The sequence below is a fragment of the Variovorax sp. GW823-FHT02B07 genome, assembly GCF_058797695.1.
This window is the reverse complement of sequence record NZ_JBXAJX010000005.1, coordinates 49,083-67,359: the sequence shown is the minus strand read 5'-3', so window position 1 is coordinate 67,359 and position 18,277 is coordinate 49,083. Positions and strand designations below refer to the sequence as shown.

Annotated in this window: 20 protein-coding genes; 11 read left to right on the top strand and 9 right to left on the bottom strand. The window is 68.8% G+C overall.

Annotation, left to right across the window (positions count from 1 at the left end):
• Positions 1 to 17: 17 nt before the first annotated feature.
• Positions 18 to 1,241 (bottom strand): LysM peptidoglycan-binding domain-containing protein, encoded by a 1,224-nt coding sequence (locus AC1RGU_RS23875; protein ID WP_095950491.1) that lies wholly within the window; start codon positions 1,239 to 1,241, stop codon positions 18 to 20.
• Between the two features lie 160 nt (positions 1,242 to 1,401).
• Here AC1RGU_RS23875 and def point away from each other — a divergent pair, with 160 nt between their 5' ends.
• Genes def through AC1RGU_RS23850 form a run of 5 tightly spaced genes read left to right on the top strand, consistent with a single transcriptional unit; the run spans position 1,402 to position 4,445 of the window.
• A complete protein-coding gene (gene def, locus AC1RGU_RS23870) occupies positions 1,402 to 1,923 on the top strand; it encodes a peptide deformylase (RefSeq protein WP_492698365.1) in 522 nt (173 codons plus the stop codon).
• Complete coding sequence (locus AC1RGU_RS23865; RefSeq protein WP_056577158.1) at positions 1,920 to 2,417, top strand: hypothetical protein; 498 nt, start codon at positions 1,920 to 1,922, stop codon at positions 2,415 to 2,417. The genes def and AC1RGU_RS23865 overlap by 4 nt, the downstream gene beginning before the upstream one ends.
• Positions 2,414 to 3,370, top strand: coding sequence for a methionyl-tRNA formyltransferase (gene fmt, locus AC1RGU_RS23860; RefSeq protein ID WP_492698363.1), 957 nt, complete (start codon positions 2,414 to 2,416; stop codon positions 3,368 to 3,370). The genes AC1RGU_RS23865 and fmt overlap by 4 nt, the downstream gene beginning before the upstream one ends.
• Positions 3,370 to 4,110 carry an AzlC family ABC transporter permease gene (locus AC1RGU_RS23855; protein ID WP_062478259.1) on the top strand — a complete coding sequence of 247 codons (741 nt, stop codon included), beginning with the start codon at positions 3,370 to 3,372 and terminating at the stop codon, positions 4,108 to 4,110. Before fmt ends, AC1RGU_RS23855 begins: the two co-directional genes overlap by 1 nt.
• On the top strand, positions 4,107 to 4,445 hold the full coding sequence (locus AC1RGU_RS23850; RefSeq protein ID WP_062478262.1) for an AzlD domain-containing protein: 339 nt from the start codon (positions 4,107 to 4,109) through the stop codon (positions 4,443 to 4,445). The genes AC1RGU_RS23855 and AC1RGU_RS23850 overlap by 4 nt, the downstream gene beginning before the upstream one ends.
• A 10-nt stretch (positions 4,446 to 4,455) precedes the next feature.
• On the opposite strand, the gene AC1RGU_RS23845 is transcribed toward AC1RGU_RS23850, so the two are convergent.
• The 6 genes from AC1RGU_RS23845 to AC1RGU_RS23820 are packed head-to-tail and all read right to left on the bottom strand — an operon-like array spanning position 4,456 to position 9,984.
• Positions 4,456 to 5,430, bottom strand: a complete 975-nt coding sequence (locus tag AC1RGU_RS23845) for a Bug family tripartite tricarboxylate transporter substrate binding protein (protein ID WP_159274110.1) — start codon at positions 5,428 to 5,430, stop codon at positions 4,456 to 4,458.
• 45 nt (positions 5,431 to 5,475) lie between these two features.
• On the bottom strand, positions 5,476 to 6,441 hold the full coding sequence (locus AC1RGU_RS23840; RefSeq protein ID WP_492698361.1) for an MBL fold metallo-hydrolase: 966 nt from the start codon (positions 6,439 to 6,441) through the stop codon (positions 5,476 to 5,478).
• On the bottom strand, positions 6,438 to 6,656 hold the full coding sequence (locus AC1RGU_RS23835; protein WP_139700740.1) for a DUF2783 domain-containing protein: 219 nt from the start codon (positions 6,654 to 6,656) through the stop codon (positions 6,438 to 6,440). The genes AC1RGU_RS23840 and AC1RGU_RS23835 overlap by 4 nt, the downstream gene beginning before the upstream one ends.
• Positions 6,653 to 8,308 carry an FAD-dependent oxidoreductase gene (locus AC1RGU_RS23830; RefSeq protein ID WP_492698359.1) on the bottom strand — a complete coding sequence of 552 codons (1,656 nt, stop codon included), beginning with the start codon at positions 8,306 to 8,308 and terminating at the stop codon, positions 6,653 to 6,655. Before AC1RGU_RS23830 ends, AC1RGU_RS23835 begins: the two co-directional genes overlap by 4 nt.
• A 7-nt stretch (positions 8,309 to 8,315) precedes the next feature.
• On the bottom strand, positions 8,316 to 9,437 hold the full coding sequence (locus AC1RGU_RS23825) for an alpha/beta hydrolase family protein (protein ID WP_492698358.1): 1,122 nt from the start codon (positions 9,435 to 9,437) through the stop codon (positions 8,316 to 8,318).
• Positions 9,430 to 9,984, bottom strand: a complete 555-nt coding sequence (locus tag AC1RGU_RS23820) for a VOC family protein (protein WP_307582157.1) — start codon at positions 9,982 to 9,984, stop codon at positions 9,430 to 9,432. The genes AC1RGU_RS23825 and AC1RGU_RS23820 overlap by 8 nt, the downstream gene beginning before the upstream one ends.
• A gap of 90 nt (positions 9,985 to 10,074) precedes the next feature.
• Here AC1RGU_RS23820 and AC1RGU_RS23815 point away from each other — a divergent pair, with 90 nt between their 5' ends.
• The 3 genes from AC1RGU_RS23815 (at position 10,075) to pyk (ending at position 13,823) form a co-directional block, all read left to right on the top strand.
• On the top strand, positions 10,075 to 10,983 hold the full coding sequence (locus tag AC1RGU_RS23815; RefSeq protein WP_062478283.1) for a LysR family transcriptional regulator: 909 nt from the start codon (positions 10,075 to 10,077) through the stop codon (positions 10,981 to 10,983).
• A gap of 92 nt (positions 10,984 to 11,075) precedes the next feature.
• Entirely contained in the window at positions 11,076 to 12,269 is a 1,194-nt protein-coding gene (locus AC1RGU_RS23810; RefSeq protein WP_492698357.1) for a phosphoglycerate kinase, read from the top strand.
• 105 nt (positions 12,270 to 12,374) lie between these two features.
• A complete protein-coding gene (pyk, locus tag AC1RGU_RS23805) occupies positions 12,375 to 13,823 on the top strand; it encodes a pyruvate kinase (RefSeq protein WP_062478290.1) in 1,449 nt (482 codons plus the stop codon).
• Positions 13,824 to 13,883: 60 nt separating this feature from the next.
• Here pyk and AC1RGU_RS23800 read toward each other — a convergent pair whose 3' ends face one another.
• Positions 13,884 to 14,900 carry a 1-aminocyclopropane-1-carboxylate deaminase gene (locus AC1RGU_RS23800; protein WP_062478293.1) on the bottom strand — a complete coding sequence of 339 codons (1,017 nt, stop codon included), beginning with the start codon at positions 14,898 to 14,900 and terminating at the stop codon, positions 13,884 to 13,886.
• 145 nt (positions 14,901 to 15,045) lie between these two features.
• On the opposite strand from AC1RGU_RS23800, the gene AC1RGU_RS23795 reads away from it, so the two are divergent.
• From AC1RGU_RS23795 to AC1RGU_RS23785, 3 genes are all read left to right on the top strand, one after another.
• Complete coding sequence (locus AC1RGU_RS23795) at positions 15,046 to 15,531, top strand: Lrp/AsnC family transcriptional regulator (RefSeq protein WP_070063218.1); 486 nt, start codon at positions 15,046 to 15,048, stop codon at positions 15,529 to 15,531.
• Between the two features lie 154 nt (positions 15,532 to 15,685).
• Entirely contained in the window at positions 15,686 to 16,750 is a 1,065-nt protein-coding gene (fba, locus tag AC1RGU_RS23790; protein ID WP_062478296.1) for a class II fructose-bisphosphate aldolase, read from the top strand.
• 100 nt (positions 16,751 to 16,850) lie between these two features.
• Entirely contained in the window at positions 16,851 to 17,759 is a 909-nt protein-coding gene (locus AC1RGU_RS23785; RefSeq protein WP_062478299.1) for a phosphoribosylaminoimidazolesuccinocarboxamide synthase, read from the top strand.
• A gap of 15 nt (positions 17,760 to 17,774) precedes the next feature.
• Here AC1RGU_RS23785 and AC1RGU_RS23780 read toward each other — a convergent pair whose 3' ends face one another.
• The gene (locus AC1RGU_RS23780) at positions 17,775 to 18,221 is read right to left on the bottom strand and encodes an META domain-containing protein (protein WP_070063217.1); all 447 of its coding nucleotides are present in this window, start codon (positions 18,219 to 18,221) and stop codon (positions 17,775 to 17,777) included.
• Positions 18,222 to 18,277 lie beyond the last annotated feature (56 nt).

Below are 18,277 nucleotides of genomic sequence, written 5' to 3'. Positions count from 1 at the left end.
GAAGCCTCAGGCGCGTGTCAGGGATTGACGAGGAAGTCGCCGGCGCGGGGAGTGTCGTTGATTTCGAGCACGAGTGCGTACGAGACTTTCTCGAAGGTGCGGAACACCATCAGCAGGCCGATGCGTTCGTTCGGCAGCTTGATGGTTTCCTTGCGTGCGCCGGTGCGGTCGAGGATGGTCTCGCCGTTCTTCAAAATGGCCAGCACGTGGCCGTTGTCGACGCCGTCGCGCGTGCCCTTGTTGATGGCCACGACCTGGTTCTGCGCCGCGTACTGCACGGCGTTGCCATAGACCGACACGATGCGGCCGTCCACCTGGGTGGAGGGCGCGCGCGGCGCGTAGCTCAGCAGCTGGCGCGGCGGCTCGGGCAGCAGGCGGTCGCCGGCGCGCATTTCCTCGCGCGACGCAATGATGTCGATGCTGGCCGGCACGACGGTGATGACGTCCTTGTCGCCGGTCGTCTCGATGGTGGTCGATTCGCCGCGCTGCAGCTGCGCCTTGCCCAGGTACTGCGCCTCGTAGCCGAGGATCTCGCCGGTGCCGGGGTCTTTCAGCGGCGTGGCGCTGCGGAAGATGCGGTAGTGCTGCACCGGGCCCGGCTTCTCGACCAGCGGCGACTCGGCGTTGCCGCGCGCATAGGCGCGGTCGCCGCGCGACAGCAGCACGCGGCTGTCGTTGCCGGCCACGATGCGCGGCGCGGCGTCGAGCGTGTTGGCGTCGACCACGATGGGTTCGCTGAGGAAGGGCTCGATCAGGCTCGGGTTGAGCGTGGGCAGGGCCATGCCGGCGAGCGAGTCGAAGCGCGTGCGCGGCGACAGCTTGATGGTGCCGCCGTCGCCGCCAGAGACGCCGCGGCGCGTGGTCAGGCGCGCGCGGCCGCCGCTCTTGTCCAGGTACAGCACCTGCCCCGGGTAGATGCGGTGCGGGTCCTGGATCTCGTTGATGTTCATGCCCCACAGCTCCGGCCAGCGCCAGGGGCGCAGCAGGTACAGGCGCGAGATGGCCCAGAGCGTGTCACCGGGCTTGACGGTGTACTCGTCGGGCGCCTTCGGCGACAGCTCGCTCAGCGGCACGCCGGCCTGGGCGGTCTGCTGGGCGGTGGCGCGCTGCTGGGGCGTGACCGGGTAGGTCGTCTGCGCCCAGGCCGCCGTGGCGCCGCAACTGCCGGCCACTGCCAGGGCGGCCGTCCAGAAGGCAAAAAGGGTCGGGCGCTGGTGTTCGGTGGAGCTGGGCTGTGTCATGTCTGGATGGGTGAGCGCACGAAGTATCGTGGCGCATACGAATCTCACAATTTGCTACGAATTCTGCGCCCGAAGCCCTTGCAAGGGCAACGTTTTCGCGCCAATGCGCCGCGACGCGTCGCGGAATTGGCGAAAATAGCCACAACTTCCCCCCGATTTCATGGCCAAACGAATCATTCTGAGTTACCCCGACAAGCGCCTGCACACGGTGGCCAAGCCGGTGCAGGGCGTGGACGCGCGCGTCAAGACGCTGGTCGCCGACATGCTGGAAACCATGTACGACGCGAGCGGCATCGGCCTGGCCGCGACCCAGATCGACGTGCACGAGCGCGTGGTGGTGATCGACGTCTCCGAAGAGCGCAACGAGCCGATCGTGCTCATCAACCCCGAAATCACCTGGGCCAGCGACGAAAAGGTGCTGAATGAAGAGGGCTGCCTCTCGGTGCCCGGCATCTACGACGGCGTGATGCGCTCCACCTCGGTGAAGGTCCAGGCGCTCGACGCCGACGGCAACACCCGCAGCATCGAGGCCGACGGCCTGCTGGCCGTGTGCATCCAGCACGAGCTCGACCACCTCATGGGCAAGGTGTTCGTCGAATACCTGTCGCCGCTCAAGCGCAACCGCATCAAGAGCAAGCTCCTCAAGCAGCAGCGCGAGGACATGAAAGAAGCACGGGCATGAGCCACCGGGCTGCGTGGTCCTCGCTGGCCGCCGCCGGACTGCTGTTCCTGGCGGGTTGCGTCAGCGAACCCACGCGCATCCAGCCCGGCACCTCCGCCGCCGAGACCCTGCAGCGCCTGGGCGCGCCCACCGGCCGCTACCCGCTCAACGGCGGCGGCGAGCGCCTGCAGTATTCGCGCATGCCGGCCGGCTTCGAGGTGGTCGACATCGACCTCGATGCCTCCGGCAAGGTCGTCTCGGTGACCCAGGTGCTCACCGAGGCGCGCTTCGGCCACGACATCCAGGTCGACCGCTGGCGCCAGAACGAGGTGCTGGCCTTCTACGGCAAGCCCTACGAAATCAGCCGCGTCAGCTCCTTCGACGGCACCGTCTGGACCTGGCGCTACAAGGCCATCAACGAGCGCCGCATGCTCTATATCTACATCGACCCCACCGGCGTGGTGCGCCGGTACCACACGGGGGATGACCTCGAATTCGAACGGATCCGGGATTGAGCGCGTTGAAAGTCGTTTTTGCGGGCACGCCCGAGTTCGCGCGCGTCGCCCTGGAGGCCATTGCCGCTGCCGGCCATGACATCGTCGGCGTGATGAGCCAGCCCGACCGGCCCGCCGGCCGCGGCATGAAGCTGCAGGCCTCGCCCGTCAAGCAGTGCGCCGTTGCCAATAGCTGGCCCGTGGCGCAGCCGCGCAGCCTGCGGCTCGACGGCAAGTACCCCGACGAGGCCACCGTCGCGCGCGACACGCTGCTCGCGTGGCAGCCCGACGTGATGGTGGTCGCGGCCTACGGGCTGATCCTGCCGCAGTGGGTGCTCGACCTGCCGGTGCACGGCTGCCTCAACATCCACGCCAGCCTGCTGCCGCGCTGGCGCGGCGCGGCGCCGATCCACCGCGCCATCGAGGCTGGCGACGCGCAGACCGGCATCACCATCATGCAGATGGACGCGGGCCTGGACACCGGCGACATGCTGCTGCGCGAGTCGGTCGACATCGCCCCCGACGACAACACCGCCCGCCTGCACGACCGGCTCGCCGCGCTCGGCGGGCGCATGGTGGTGGATGCGCTGGCGCAGATCGGGCAACTCACCCGCACGCCGCAGCCCACCGAAGGCATCACCTACGCCCACAAGGTCGAGAAGCACGAAGCGCTGATCGACTGGACGCAGCCGGCCGCTGCCATCGTGCGCCGCGTGCTGGCCTTCGATCCGTTCCCCGGCGCCAACAGCCCGCTCGGCGGCGAGACCGTCAAGCTCTGGGCTGCGCACGTGGCGCCCGGCCCTGCAGGCGCCGCGCCCGGCACCGTCGTCTCGGCCGACGCCACCGGCGTCGCCGTGGCGGCGTCGGACACCACCGTGGTGCTCACCGAACTGCAACGCCCGGGCGGCAAGCGCCTGCCCGCGGCCGATTTCCTGCGCGGCTTCGACCTGAAGGCCGGACAGGTCTTCGGCTGATGTTTCTCTCGCCCACGCTGCGCCGCCAGCCCGAGTTCCGCGCCGGCATGCGCGACATGGCCTCGGCCGCGCTCGGCATCGGCGCCTGGGGCCTGATGACCGGCGTGGCCATGGTCAAGTCGGACATGAGCGTGCTCGAGGCCGTGGCGATGACCCTGTTCGTCTACGCCGGCAGCTCGCAGCTGGCCGCCATCCCGCTGCTGGCCGCGGGCGCGCCGGCCTGGGTGATCCTGGCGACGGGCTTCTGCGTCAACCTGCGCTTCGTGGTGTTCAGCCTGCACCTGCGGCCCTACCTCATGCACATGCCGCGCTGGCGCCGCCTGCTGCACGGCTACCTGACGGCCGACCTGAGCTACGCGCTCTTCACGAAGCAGTACACGGCCCCGCCGACCACGCCCGCCGAGCGGCTGGCGCAAGAGGCCTACCTCACCGGCAACTACTTCGTGACCTGGTGCGCGTGGATGGGCATGAGCCTGCTGGGCATCGCGCTGGCCAACCTCATTCCGCAGACCTGGGGCCTGGGCTTTGCCGGCGTGCTGAGCCTGGTGGCCATCGTCTGCTCGATGGCGACGACGCGGCTGCGCGTGCTGGCCGCGCTCATCGCGGGCGCCACGGCGGTCGCGGCCTATGCGCTGCCGCTCAAGCTCAACATCGTGGTCGCGATCGGCGTGGCCGTGCTGCTGTGCTTCTGGCTCGAAAAGCAGTTCGGGCTCGACCCCGACGCGGAGGACGACAAATGAGCGGCGGCACCGACTGGTGGTCTTTGGCCGTGATCGCCGGCCTCGCCGGCGTCACCGTGCTCACGCGCTGCTTCTTCTTCATCCTCGACCGGCCCTGGGGCCTGCCCGAGTGGGCGCACCGCGCGCTGCACTACGCGCCGGCCGCCGCGCTGGCCGGCGTGATCGCGCCCGAGATCGTGATGACGCAGGGCCACCTGATCACCACGCTGCACGACGCCCGCCTCTACGCGGCGGTCGTCGGCGGCGCTTATTACTTCTGGCGGCGCGGCGTGCTCGGCACGATGCTGGCCGGCATGGCGGTCTACCTGCCCCTGCACCTCGGCCTGGGCTGGTGATCGGCTCAGACTAGTCGAGCTTCACGCCGGCGGTCTTGATGATGTTGCCCCAGCGCTCGCTCTCCGCGCGCGAGAGCTTGTAGAAGTCCTGCGGCGTGCCGGGCAGTGCCTCGAAGCCGAACTCCGCAAACAGCTTCACCACCTTCGGTGCCTTCATCGCCTTGTGCAGCTCGGTGTTGATGCGCGCCACGGCCTCGGGCGGCATGCCGGCCGGGCCGATCAGGCCGTGGAAGGCGTAGGCGTTGACGTCGCTGAAGCCGGCCTCGACGAAGGTCGGCACCTCGGGCAACGCACCGGCGCGCTGCGGCAGCGCGATGGCCAGCACGCGCACCTTGCCCGACTTGATGATCGGCAGGCCCGAGGCCAGGTCGAGCATCATCGTCGGCACCTGGCCGCCCATCACGTCGGTCATGGCGGGTGCGGCGCCCTTGTACGGCACGTGGGTGATCGTGAGGCCCGCCTTCTGCTTGAACAGCTCCATCGCCATGTGGTGCGGCGAACCGTTGCCGGGCGAGGCGTAGCTCACCTTGTCGGGGTTGGCCTTCACGTAGCGCACGAACTCCGCCACGTTCTTCGCGGGAAAGTCGGGGTGCACGACCAGCGCCACCGGGAAGCGCCCGATGGTGCCGATGTAGGTGAAGTCGGTCGCCGGCTTGTAGGGCAGTTTGGCGAACATGTGCTCGTTGAACAGCAGCGCCGCGTTCTCGGCCTGCATGATCGTGTAGCCGTCGGGCTTGGCCTGCATCATCACCGACACGCCGATGTTGGTCGACGCGCCGGGGCGGTTGTCGATGATCAGCGGCTGGCCGAGCGAGGGCTGCATGGCCTCGGCCAGCGAGCGCGCGAGGTTGTCGGTGCCGCCGCCGGCCACGTAGGGCACGATCCATTTCACGGGCTGGCTGGGGTAGGCCGCCGGTTGCGCCGACGCGAAGGGTGCGGCGGCGAGTGCGAGGGTCGCGGCCAGCAGGGGAAGGAAGCGTTTCATCGTTTTTGTCTCCGTTGCTTTGTTGAAAATCGGTGAGGGGGCGGCTCAGGTGCCGCGCAGGACCTGCCAGAGCTCGCGGTCGCGCTCGGCGGTCCATACGACCGGGTGCTCGATGCCGCGCAGCTCGTCGTAGGCGCGCGAGACGTCGAAGGGCAGCACGTGCTGGAACACCGGCCAGCCGCCAAAGCGCGGCGTCATCGCCGCCTCGGCGCGCGCGAAGCAGCCCTTGAGCGTCTCGCCCGCGGTGATGCCCGCGCGCACGCTGTCGAGCAGCGTGGAGAGAAAGTCCTTCGTGAGTCCGATCGCCTCGGCGCAGGCCGCTTCGCCCTGCAGCACCGCGCCGCGCCCCGGCACCAGCACGCGCGGCTGCAGCGCGCGCACCGCGTCGAGCGTGCCGGCCCAGTCGCCGATGTAGGCGTCGCCCGCGTACACGCCGCAGTGGTTCTCGACCACGTCGCCCGCAAACAGCACGCCGCTGTCGGGCAGCCAGGCCACGGTGTCGCCGCTCGAATGGCCGCGGCCCAGCGCCATGAGCCGCAACTCGCGGCCGCCGCCCAGCGGCAGCGTCATCTCGCGTTCGAAGACCGTGGTGGGGAAGGTCAGGCCCGGAATCTCTTCCACGCCCGCGAACAGGCGAGGAAAGCGGCCGACTTCCGATTCGAAGTCGGCCTGGCCGCGCGTGCGGATCCAGTCGAGCGTGCCGTTGCTGGCGACGATCTCCTGCACCTCGTCGAAGGCGCTGGCGCCCATCACGCGCACCGCGTGGTAGTGCGTGAGCACGATGGTGCGGATCGGTTTGTCGGTCACGCCGCGGATCGCCGCGAGGAAGTCGCGCGCCATGCGCGGCGTGGGGCGGGTGTCGATCAGCACCACCTGCTCCTCGCCGACGACGAAGCCGCAGTTGGGATCGAAGTCGCTGATGTAGCCGTAGGCGCCCGGTGCGAGTTCCTGCAGCCGGGGCTTCTGCTCGCGGGTGTCGGAGGCGGAAGCGAAAGAGACGGTGGCGGTCATGGAGGTGTTGTCGTGGTCGTGGGGATGTCGTCGTCGGCCTCGGCCGCCGCGCGGATGCAGGCGAGCAGCACGGCCTGGTCGGCGCACTGGTTGGCCAGCAGCAGCACGAGGCGCGCGTTGAGGTCGGCGCTCTGCGCCTCGGTGCGGCCTTCGTGCGCGGCCAGCAGGGCGGCGTAGAAGCCGTCGGGGTCGGGGATGCGGGGCTCGGTGATCATGAGGACGAAGCGGGGAGTGCGAGCGCCGTGCGGACGGCGGCGGCGATCGTGTCGGGGGTGGCTTGCGCAAGGAGCGCAGCGCGGTAGGCATCGGGGCGCACGAGCACGAAGCCACCCACGTTGGGGTCGATGCCGAGGTGGCGCGCCAGCGTCTCGTCGGCCTGCAAGGTCGGCAGGCCGCTGTCGCCGCCCACGGCCAGCAGGCGCAGTGGCAGTGCGGCCGTGGCATCGCACGCCGCTTGCGCCTGCGCGCGTGTCGGCGCGAACCAAAGGCCCAGGCACTGCGTGCCCTCGGCCAGCAGCTGCATCAGCGTGGTCTGGCGCCCGTCGGCCCAGCGCAGCGGCAGGTTCTGCACGGTGCGCCCGCCTTCGGGCAGCAGCGGCGCGGCGGGGTAGTCGTTGGCGACCGACATGCGGCCCGTGTTGACCAGCGCCCGCGCGAAGGTGTGGCGCTTGGCCAGCGCCACCACGGCGCGGCGCAGCGTGTGTTCGGCCGGCGAGCGCGGCGCGAGAAAACGCGCCGAACGGCTCGTGACCGTCAGGTTTTCCTGCGCGGCCGGGCGGCGCTCGGCGTCGTAGCTGTCGAGCAGCGCCTCGCCGGCTTGGCCCTGCGCGACCAGCGCAAGCTTCCAGCCGAGGTTGGCCGCGTCCTGGATGCCGGTGTTGCCGCCGCGCGCGCCGAAGGGGCTCACCACGTGCGCGGCATCGCCGATGAAGCACACGCGGCCGTGGCGAAAGCGCTCCAGCAGGTGGTCGCGGTAGCCATACGGCCCGATCCACACGAACTCGAACGCCACGTCGGGCCCGAGCTGTTCGCGCAGCCGCGCGCCGGCCACCTCGGGGCGGCTGATCTCGGCGGGGTCGCAGTCCTCGGGCATCTGGTAGTCGATGCGCCACACGCCGTCGGCCATCAGGTGCTGCCACACGCCGCGGCCTTCGTTGAAGGGCGCATCGACCCAGGTCCAGCGTTCGGTGGGCAGCGGTTTTTCGAAGCGCACGTCGCTGATGCACCAGCGGTCGGTGCTGCGCGAGGCGTGCGATGCCACGCCGAGCTGCGTGCGGATCGGGCTGTTCGCGCCCGTGGCGTCGATCAGGTGGTCGGCCTCGATCGTGTAGCTGCCGGCGGGCGTCTCGATGTCGATGCGCACACCGTCGGCCAGCGGCTCGACGCGCGTCACGCGGCTCTTCCAGCGCAGGTCGGTCACGCCGAGCTCGAGAATGCGATCGACCAGGAACCACTCGATGTAGAACTGCTGCAGGTTGATGAAGGGCGGCTGCGTCGAGACGCTGCTGGCCTGCAGGTTGAAGTTGTAGACCTCCTCGTTGCCCGAGAAGGTGCGCCCGAACGACCAGGTGACGCCCTTGGCCGCGATGCGCTCGCAGATGCCCAGGCGCTCGAAGATCTCCAGGCTCTTTTGCGCATAGCAGATGCCGCGCGACGAGGCGCCGCGCACGCCCACCGTGTCGTCCTCGTCGAGCAGCACGGCGCGCACGCCGCGTTGCGCGAGGTCGCAAGCCAGCGTGAGGCCCGAGGGGCCGGCGCCGACGATCACGACCGGGTGGCGCACCACCTGCACACTGCTGAGTTCGGGCGGCGGCGTGAAGGGCCAGACCGGCAGCTCGTAGGCCGGTGCGAATGCAAAGTTTTCCATGGCTCTTCTACAGCGCGTGTGCGAACTCGGCGATGGCGTCGGCCGCCTGCGGAATCAGCTCGGGTTGGCCCGCCAGGTAGTGGTTGCCGCCCACGATGTCGACGTTGCGGATGCGCGCGCCGCCCGCGGCCATCCAGGCGTCGCGCGTGCTGGGGAAGGTCGACTGGTCGCCGGTGTAGGTCAGCAGCAGTTTCGGCACCGTGGTGCGCGCGAGGTTGGTGGGCCCGTCGGCCTGCGAGCGCGACGACCACTGCGAGAGGAACGCGGTGAGCGAGGTGGTGCGGCCCATCGCGTTGGCCGAATAGTTCACCTGCCGCGCATCGCCCCAGACGCTGCCGGGCAGGCGCGCATTGGCATCGAGCGACAGGTCGACACAGCGCGGATCGGCGTGCGTGCGGTAGACGACGAAGGTCTGGTCGCGCGGCGCGCCGGGTGTGCCGCGCAGCAGCGCGAGGCGCTCGAGGCACCACTGCTCGATGCGGTCCATCCGCGCCTTCTGCGCCGCGCTGAAGCGCGCGAGAAACTCGGCCTCGTAGGGCACGCGGTGGCGCGGGTCGTACATGTCGAGGTCGGGGTCGACCGAGAGCGGGTCGTGCTCGTCGGTGACCGAGGGGTCGATCCAGTCGCGCATGAGCCGCGTGCGGCCCAGGTGTGCGGCGCACAGCGCGAGGCCGTCCACGGGCGGCAGGTCGCTGGCGTGCAGGTGCGTCGGGTCGCCGTCGGGCAGGTGCGTGGCCGTGAGCTGCTCGGCCTGCGCCTGGTAGAAGGCCGCGAGCGCCGCGCCGCCCGAGTTGCCGACCAGGAACACCTTCTCGTAGCCGGCCTCGCGCAGGTACTGCACGCCGGCGCCCAGGTCTTGAATCGCACGCTCCATCAGCAGCACCGTGTCGTTGCCGACGAAGCGCGAGTTCAGGCCCATGCAGCAGATGCCGCGCTCGGCCAGCGGGCCGATGAGGTAGTGGCCCATGAAGTTGCTGGTCGGGTGCATCACGATGGCCGCGATCTTCTTCGGCCCCGGCGGCGCGCGAAAGGCGCCGTAGATGCGCGGGCGCAGCAGCTGCAGGCCCGACTGGCTGTCCATGGCCGCGCCGGGCTTCACGTCGATGACGGCGAGTTGCAGCTCAGACATGCGATGCGCCTTTCGCTGCGCGAAGCGCCGCCTTGCGCGCGGTCCACGCGTCGAGGTCGGCATGGGCATGACGCGCGTGCGCGTCCATCTCGGTTTGCGGCACGGTCGGCGTGGTGAGTTCCACGCGGATGCCGTTCGGGTCGAAGAAGTAGATCGATTCGATGATGTGGTGGTCGGTCACGCCCAGCACCTCGATGCCCGCGCCTTCGAGCCGCGCCTTGGCGGCCAGCAGATCGGCCACCGAGTCGACGCGCAGCGCGATGTGGTTCACCCACGACGGCGTGTTGGGCGAGGGCAGCGCGGCGGTGTCGTCGCCCAGGTCGAAGAAGGCGATGTACGCGCCGTCGCGCATCTGGAAAAAGATGTGCACGTAGGGGCAGTACTCGCCCGTGCTCGGCACGTGGTCGTTCTTGATGACGTGGGCCAGCGGCAGGCCCAGCAGGTCTTCGTAGAAGTGGCGGGTTTCCTCGCTGTCGCGGCAGCGCCAGGCGAAGTGGTGCAGCCCGCGAATGGGTGGGGGCGCCGTGGGGGTGGCGGTCGTCGGCATGTCGTGTCTCCGTTGAGGCCGCGATTGGGCAATGCCGCGTCTTATGATGCAATCGAAATTAATTCATCGATTGATGAAATAACCATATATATGAACCTCACCCTGCGCCAGCTGCGCGCCTTCGCCGCCGTGGCCGAAACCGGCAGCTTCACCACCGCCGCCGGGCAGCTGCACCTCACGCAGTCGGCGCTCAGCGTGCTGGTGCGCGAGCTCGAGCGCGAGATGGGCGTGCAGCTGCTCGACCGCAACACGCGGCGCGTGCAGCTGTCGGAGGCGGGGCGCGAGTTCCTGCCGTCGGTGCACCGGCTGCTCGGCGACCTCACGAGCGCGGTCGCGGGTGTGACCGATTTGCGTGACAAGAAGAAAGGGCTGTTGCGGCTTGCAGCGCCGCAGCTCATGGCCTGCACGCTGATGCCGCGCGTGATCGCCGCCTACCGCGAGGCCTACCCCGACGTGGACGTGCGCCTGGCCGACACGCTGCCCGAGCACCTGCTGCTGGGCGTGGCGGCCGGCGACGTCGAGCTGGCCGTGGGCCAGGACGTGGCGGTGGACGCCGCCGCCATCGAACGCCGCACGCTGTTTCGCGACCGCCACTGGCTGATCTGCCCGCCCGGCCACGCCTTTGCCAAGCGCCGCAAGGTGCGCTGGCACGAGCTGGGGCCCTACACCTTCATCGCGCCCACGCGCGACTTCCGCCAACGCGTGCTGCCCGAGCTGGGGGCCGAGGAGCGCGCCTTTTTGATGCGGCCGGGCACGCAGGAGGTGTCGTACATGACGACCGCGCTGGGCATGGTGGCCTCGGGCCTGGGGCTGACCGTGTGCCCGACCTACTCGGCGTCGCTGGTGCGCGCGCACGGGCTGCAGATGGTGCGGCTCGAATCGCCCGACTTCCACCGCGAGGTCTGCGTGTACAGCGCGGCGCGGCGTTCGCTGTCGCCCGCGGCGGCGAGCTTCGTCGGCATCCTGGAGCAGTTCGCGACCGCGCAGCCGAAGGCCTGAAAAAGCATCACCGCCCCGCAAGAGACGCGCAGGGGCGCCGGAGGGTGAAAACTACAATGCGGGCAGTCCCGTCTTTCACCATCCTCAGACCCATGAACGTCATTCGATTCACCGACCTCTGTGCGCAAGGCAAGGCCGCCGGCCAGCGCGTCTTCATCCGTGCCGACCTCAACGTGCCGCAAGACGACGCCGGCCGCATCACCGAAGACACGCGCATCCGCGCCTCGGTGCCCTGCATCCAGCTGGCGCTCGACGCCGGCGCGGCCGTGATGGTCACCTCGCACCTGGGTCGCCCGACCGAAGGCGAGTTCAAGCCCGAAGACTCGCTGGCGCCCGTCGCCCAGCGCCTGGGCGAGCTGCTGGGCCGTGAGGTTCCGCTGGTGGCCAACTGGGTCGACGGCGTCGACGTCAAGCCCGGCCAGGTCGTGCTGCTGGAGAACTGCCGCGTCAACAAGGGCGAGAAGAAGAACGACGAAGCGCTGGCCCGCAAGCTGGCCGCGCTGACCGACATCTACGTGAACGACGCCTTCGGCACCGCCCACCGCGCCGAAGCCACCACCTACGGCATCGCCCAGTTCGCCAAGGTGGCCGCGGCCGGCCCGCTGCTGGCGGCCGAGATCGACGCCATCACCAAGGCGCTGGCCCAGCCCAAGCGCCCGCTGGTCGCCATCGTGGCGGGCTCGAAGGTCAGCACCAAGCTCACCATCCTCAAGAGCCTGTCGGCCAACGTCGACCAGCTGATCGTCGGCGGCGGCATCGCCAACACCTTCATGCTGGCCGCGGGCCTGAAGATCGGCAAGTCACTGGCTGAGCCCGACCTGCTCGATCAGGCCAAGGCCGTGATCGACGCCATGCGTGCGCGCGGCGCCGACGTGCCGATTCCGGTGGACGTGGTCACGGCCAAGACCTTCGCGGCCGACGCGCCCGCCACCGTCAAGGCCGCCACCGACGTGGCCGACGACGACCTGATCCTGGACATCGGCCCGAAGACCTCGGCCATCCTGGCCGCGCAGCTGCGCGAAGCCGGCACCATCGTCTGGAACGGCCCCGTGGGCGTGTTCGAGTTCGACGCCTTCGCGGGCGGCACGAAGGCCATCGCGCAAGCCATTGCCGAGAGCAGCGCCTTCTCGATCGCCGGCGGCGGCGACACCCTGGCGGCCATCGCCAAGTACGGCATCGAAAAGCAGGTCGGTTACATCTCGACCGGCGGCGGTGCCTTCCTCGAGGTGCTGGAGGGCAAGACCCTGCCGGCCTTCGAGATCCTGGCCAAGCGCGCGGCGGGCTGATTCCGGCGGCGGTCCGGCCACGGGAGGGAAATCCCCCGTGGCGACTGACTTCCGTTCGACACACAAAGTGTATACAGTAGCGAATACAAAACGGAGACCCCCTTCATGAGCTCGGACCGCATCCCCCGCCACGCCACCAAGATCGTCGCCACCCTCGGCCCCGCCTCCAGCACGCCGGAATTGCTGGAACAGATGATCCTGGCCAAGGTCAGCGTGGTGCGGCTGAACTTCAGCCACGGTACGGCGCAGGACCACATCGACCGCGCCACCATGGTGCGTGAAGCCGCCCGCAAGGCCGGCCGCGAAGTGGCCATCATGGCCGACCTGCAGGGCCCGAAGATCCGCGTCGGCAAATTCGCGCAGGGCAAGATCTGGCTGGAGCCGGGCGCCAAGTTCGTGCTCGACGCCTCGCGCACCGAGCTGGGCGACGTCGATGCCGTCGGCCTCGACTACAAGGACCTGCCGCGCGACGTGAAGCCCGGCGACAAGCTGCTGCTGAACGACGGCCTGATCGTGCTCACGGTCGACGGCGTCAAGGGCGAAGCGGTGCACACCACCGTCAAGCTGGGCGGCGAGCTGTCGAACAACAAGGGCATCAACAAGCAGGGCGGCGGCCTCACGGCGCCCGCGCTGACGGCCAAGGACATGGAAGACATCAAGACCGCGATGAGCTTCCAGGCCGACTACGTGGCCGTGAGCTTCCCCAAGAACGCCACCGACATGGAAATGGCGCGCCAGCTGTGCAACGTGGCGGCCGCCGAGTACGGCCACAAGCCCGGCATGATCGCCAAGATCGAGCGCGCCGAGGCCATTCCGAAGCTGGAAGAAATCCTGCGCGCCAGCGACGGCATCATGGTCGCCCGCGGCGACCTGGCCGTGGAAGTGGGCAACGCCGCCGTGCCGGCGCTGCAGAAAAAGATGATCCGCATGGCGCGCGACATGGACAAGGTGGTCATCACCGCGACCCAGATGATGGAGTCGATGATCACCAACCCCGTGCCCACGCGCGCCGAGGTGAGCGACGTGGCCAACGCCGTGCTCGACGGCACCGACGCCGTGATGCTCTCCGCCGAAACCGCCTCGGGCCGCTACCCGCTCGAGACCGTCCAGGAAATGAGCCGCATCTGCGAAGCTGCCGAGGCCGCCGAAGACAAGACGCTCGACGCCGACTTCAGCGGCAAGACCTACAGCCGCATCGACCAGTCGATCGCCATGGGCGCGCTGTTCACGGCGCACCACCTGGGCGCCAAGGCCATCGTGGCGCTGACCGAGTCGGGCTCGACCATCCTGTGGATGAGCCGCCACCGCGCGCACATTCCCATGTACGCGCTGACCTCGCGCCTGGCCACGCAGCGCAAGCTGGCGCTGTACCGCAACGTGCGCCCGCTGCTCATGGATTCGGAAAGCGACCGCGACACCGCGCTGCGCCAGGCCGAGAGCCACCTGAAGAAGCGCGGCATCGTGCAAAGCGGCGACGTGTACGCCATCACCTGCGGCGAGCCGATGGGCGCGCCCGGCGGCACCAACATGCTGAAGATCTGCAGGGCGAGCTGAGTTCGTTCGCAGCAAGACAAAGGCCGGCACATGCCGGCCTTTTTCATGGCGCCGTCTGGTTCAGCCGTTGCGGAACAGGAAGCTGTAGGCGTTCAGCGCCGGCACCCCGCCCAGGTGCGCATACAGCACCTTCGAGCCCGCCGGGAATTCGCCCAGGCGCACCTTCTCGATCATCCCGTGCATCGACTTGCCCTCGTACACCGGGTCGGTCAGCATGCCCTCGAAGCGCGCGCTCAGGCGGATCGCCTCCAGCGTGCCCTCGTTCGGCAGCCCGTACTCGGGCCCGCCGAAGCGGCGGTCGAGCACCACGTCCTTCTCGGTGATGTCGCGGCCCAACTCGACCAGCTCGGCCGTGTTTTTGGCGATGCGCAGGATCTGCTCGTAGGTCTGCTGGGGCTTGGCCGAGGCGTCGATGCCGATCACGCGGTCGGCGCGCCCGTCGGCCGCGAAGCCCACCACCATGCCGGCCTGCGTGCTACCCGTGACCGAGCAGACCACGATGTAGTCGAACTTGAAGCCGAGTTCGGCCTCCTGCTGGCGCACCTCCTCGGCAAAGCCCACGAAGCCCAGCCCGCCGCGCGGGTGTTCCGAGCAACCCGCCGGGATCGGGAAGGGCTTGCCGCCGGCCGCGCGCACGTCGGCCATGGCCTGTTCCCAGCTCTGGCGGATGCCGATGTCGAAGCCCGCCGCGTCCAGCCGCACGTCGGCGCCGAGGATGCGCGACATCTCGATGTTGCCGACCCGGTCGTACACCGCGTCGGAGTAGTTGACCCAGTTCTCCTGCACCAGCACGCACTTCAGGCCCAGGTGCGCGGCCACGGCCGCGACCTGGCGCGTCTGGTTCGACTGGATGCCGCCGATCGACACCAGCGTGTCGTAGCCGCCTTCGAGCGCCTCGGGAATCAGGTACTCCAGCTTGCGCGTCTTGTTGCCGCCGAAGGCCAGGCCGCTGTTGCAGTCCTCGCGCTTGGCGTAGAGATCGACCTTGCCGCCCAGGTGGGCGCTCAGGCGCTTCAGCGGCTGGATCGGCGTGGGGCCGAAGGTCAGGGCGTGGCGGGGGAATTTCTTCAGGTTCATCGACGCAGCTCCAAAAGCGGTGAGGGGTTGAAGCTGTTGATCGTAGGAAGAAGCCTTTGCAATGTGCTTGCGAAGTTGGCTGGCTTCGTCGCTCAAAAGAAGGCAGTATCTCCATACAGAAGGTTTTTCATCCGGAAAGGAAGCCATGAGCACAACAAAGTTGCGTGCCCCGACGGAGCTCGACCGCACCGACCGCGCCATCCTGCGCGCCCTGCAGCGCGACGCCTCGGTGTCGAACGTGGCGCTGGCCGCCAAGGTGAACCTCAGCGCGCCGGCCTGCCTGCGGCGGGTCGAGCGGCTCCGGGCCGCCGGCTTCATCAAGGGCGTGGTCGCCCTGCTGGACCCCGACGCGCTCGAGGTCGGCATGCTCGTGATGATCGGCGTGGTGCTCGACCGCTCCACGCCCGACTCGTTTGCCGATTTCGAGAAGGCGGCGCAGAAGGTGTCGGGCTGCCTCGAATGCCACGTCGTCACGGGCGAATTCGACTACTTCATGCTCGTGCGCACCCGCGACAACGACAGCTTCAACCGCCTGCATGCCGAGCAGCTGCTGTACCTGCCGGGCGTGCGGCAGATCCGGACCTTCGTGGTGCTCAAGCAGGTGCTGTCGACCACGCAGTTGCCGATCTGAAAAAGTTGAAAAAGAGCTGCGCGCCAGTACCCGTGGCGCCCGGGGTGGCGTCGGCCCTGTCCCACAAGGGGGCTCGGTAGAATCGGGGTAGTTTTCTCCCGACTTTCCGCCTTCTCTTTTTCCCGTCTTTTTCTATTCCCACGAGGTATTTCCCATGGCACTCGTCTCGATGCGCGAACTGCTGGACCACGCCGCCGCCAACGGCTACGGCATTCCGGCCTTCAACGTCAACAACCTCGAACAGGTCCAGGCCGTCATGGAGGCCGCCAAGGAAACCGGCGCGCCCGTCATCCTGCAGGCCAGCGCCGGCGCCCGCAAATACGCGGGTGAAGCCTTCATCAAGCACCTGATCCAGGCCGCCATCGAGCAGTACCCGAACATCCCGCTGGTGATGCACCAGGACCACGGCCAGAGCCCGGCCATCTGCCAGGGCGCGATCGACCTGGGCTTCTCGTCCGTGATGATGGACGGCTCGCTGCACGAAGACGGCAAGACGCCCGCCTCGTTCGACTACAACGTCGACGTGACCCGCAAGGTGGTCGAACTGGCCCACAAGGTCGGCGTCACGGTCGAAGGCGAGCTGGGCTGCCTGGGCTCGCTCGAAACCGGCATGGCCGGTGAAGAAGACGGCATCGGCGCCGAAGGCGTGCTCGACCATGCGTCGCTGCTCACCGATCCGGAAGAAGCCGCCCAGTTCGTGAAGGCCACGCAGCTGGACGCACTGGCCATCGCCATCGGCACCAGCCACGGCGCCTACAAGTTCACGCGCAAGCCCACGGGCGACATCCTGTCGATCCAGCGCGTGAAGGAAATCCACGCCCGCCTGCCCAACACCCACCTGGTGATGCACGGCTCGTCGTCGGTGCCGCAGGACCTGCTGGAAATCATCCGTAAATACGGCGGCAACATGAAGGAAACCTACGGCGTGCCCGTCGAGGAAATCCAGGAAGCCATCAAGTACGGCGTGCGCAAGATCAACATCGACACCGACATCCGCCTGGCGATGACCGGCGCGGTGCGCAAGTTCCTGGCCGAGAACCCCGAGAAGTTCGACGCCCGCGAGTGGCTCAAGCCCGCGCGCGAAGCCGCCAAGCAGATCTGCAAGCAGCGCTACATCGAGTTCGGCTGCGAAGGTCAGGGCGCCAAGATCAAGGGCGACACGCTGCAGGTCGTTGCCGCCAAGTACGCCAAGGGCGACCTGGCGCAGCAAGTCATCTAACGAAGACAGACTGCGCGCCGCAGGCCACCGCTCGCGGTGGCTTTTTTCTGCGCGCACAATCCGCTTTTCCCGTCACCGTTTCCCAGCCGAGCATCCGTCCATGACCACCGTTCACACCTCTTCCATCCAGAGCCTGCCCCTGCTTGCGCGCGGCAAGGTGCGCGACAACTACGCCGTCGGCGAAGACCGCATCCTGATGGTCGCGAGCGACCGGCTCAGCGCCTTCGACGTGATCATGGGCGAGCCCATCCCGGGCAAGGGCGAGATCCTCACCAAGATGGCGCTGTGGTGGTTCGACCGCCTGGGCGCGCTGTGCCCCAACCACCTGACGGGCGAGGCGCCCGAGAGCGTGGTGCAGCCCGACGAGGTGGCGCAGGTCACGGGCCGCTCGATGCTGGTCAAGCGCCTGCGTCCGATCCCGGTCGAGGCCGTGGTGCGCGGCTACCTGGCCGGCAGTGGCTGGAAGGAATACCAGGACAACCGCGCCGTCTGCGGCGTGCCGCTGCCCGAGGGCCTGACCAACGCGAGCAAGCTGCCGCGCCCGATCTTCACGCCCGCCGCCAAGGCCGCGGCCGGCGAGCACGACGAGAACATCAGCTACGAGCGCGTGGTCGAGGTCGTCGGCCCCAAGCTGGCCCAGCAGATCCGCGAGGTCAGCATCGCCATCTACGAGGCGGCGGCCCAGATCGCGCTCGCCAAGGGGATGATCATTGCCGACACCAAGTTCGAGTTCGGCCTGGACGAGAACGACACGCTGGTGCTGATGGACGAGGTGCTCACGCCCGACAGCTCGCGCTACTGGCCGGTCGAGGGCTACGAGGCCGCGCTGGCCGCCGGCACCAACCCGCCGAGCTACGACAAGCAGTTCGTGCGCGACTGGCTCGAGGCCACCAAGATCAACGGCAAGCCCTGGGACAAGACGCCCCCGGCGCCGCGCCTGCCGGCCGAAGTCATCGAGAAGACGGCCGCCAAGTACCGTGAGGCGCTGGACCGCCTCACCCATGGCTGATCTGGTTTTTCGCCCTTAACGCGTCGTGCCGCTGCTGAGCAACGCGACCGTGCGGCCGCTGCCATCGAGCAGCGCGAGCCGCCCCGGCGCCAGCCGGTAGCTGGCCGTGTTCTGCAGCGCCGACAGGAACTGCGCCTCGTTGGCGCCGCGCACCGGGTCGGCGCAGGCCATGCGCGTCGCGGCCATCTGGCCGAGCTTGAGCGACACGCCCGCGCGCGTGAACGATCCCGTGACGCGGTTGCAGCCGCCTGACCCACTGACCCGTCCGCTGTTGCGATCGAACTGCAGCTGGGCATCGCCGCCCGGCGCGATGGGCTCGTCGCCCAGCTGCACCAGGCGCCACACCGGCCCTTCGATCGGCTCGTCGAGGCTGATGCCGCTGCCGCAACCGGTCAGGGCGGTCAGCAGCAGCGCGGCCGAGGCAATGGCGGGGAGCGCGGTACGGCGGGCGAAGGAACGCATGGCCAATTTTCCTTTTCAATCTGCAACAAGTTAAAACCGGCGCCATCGTATGCGAC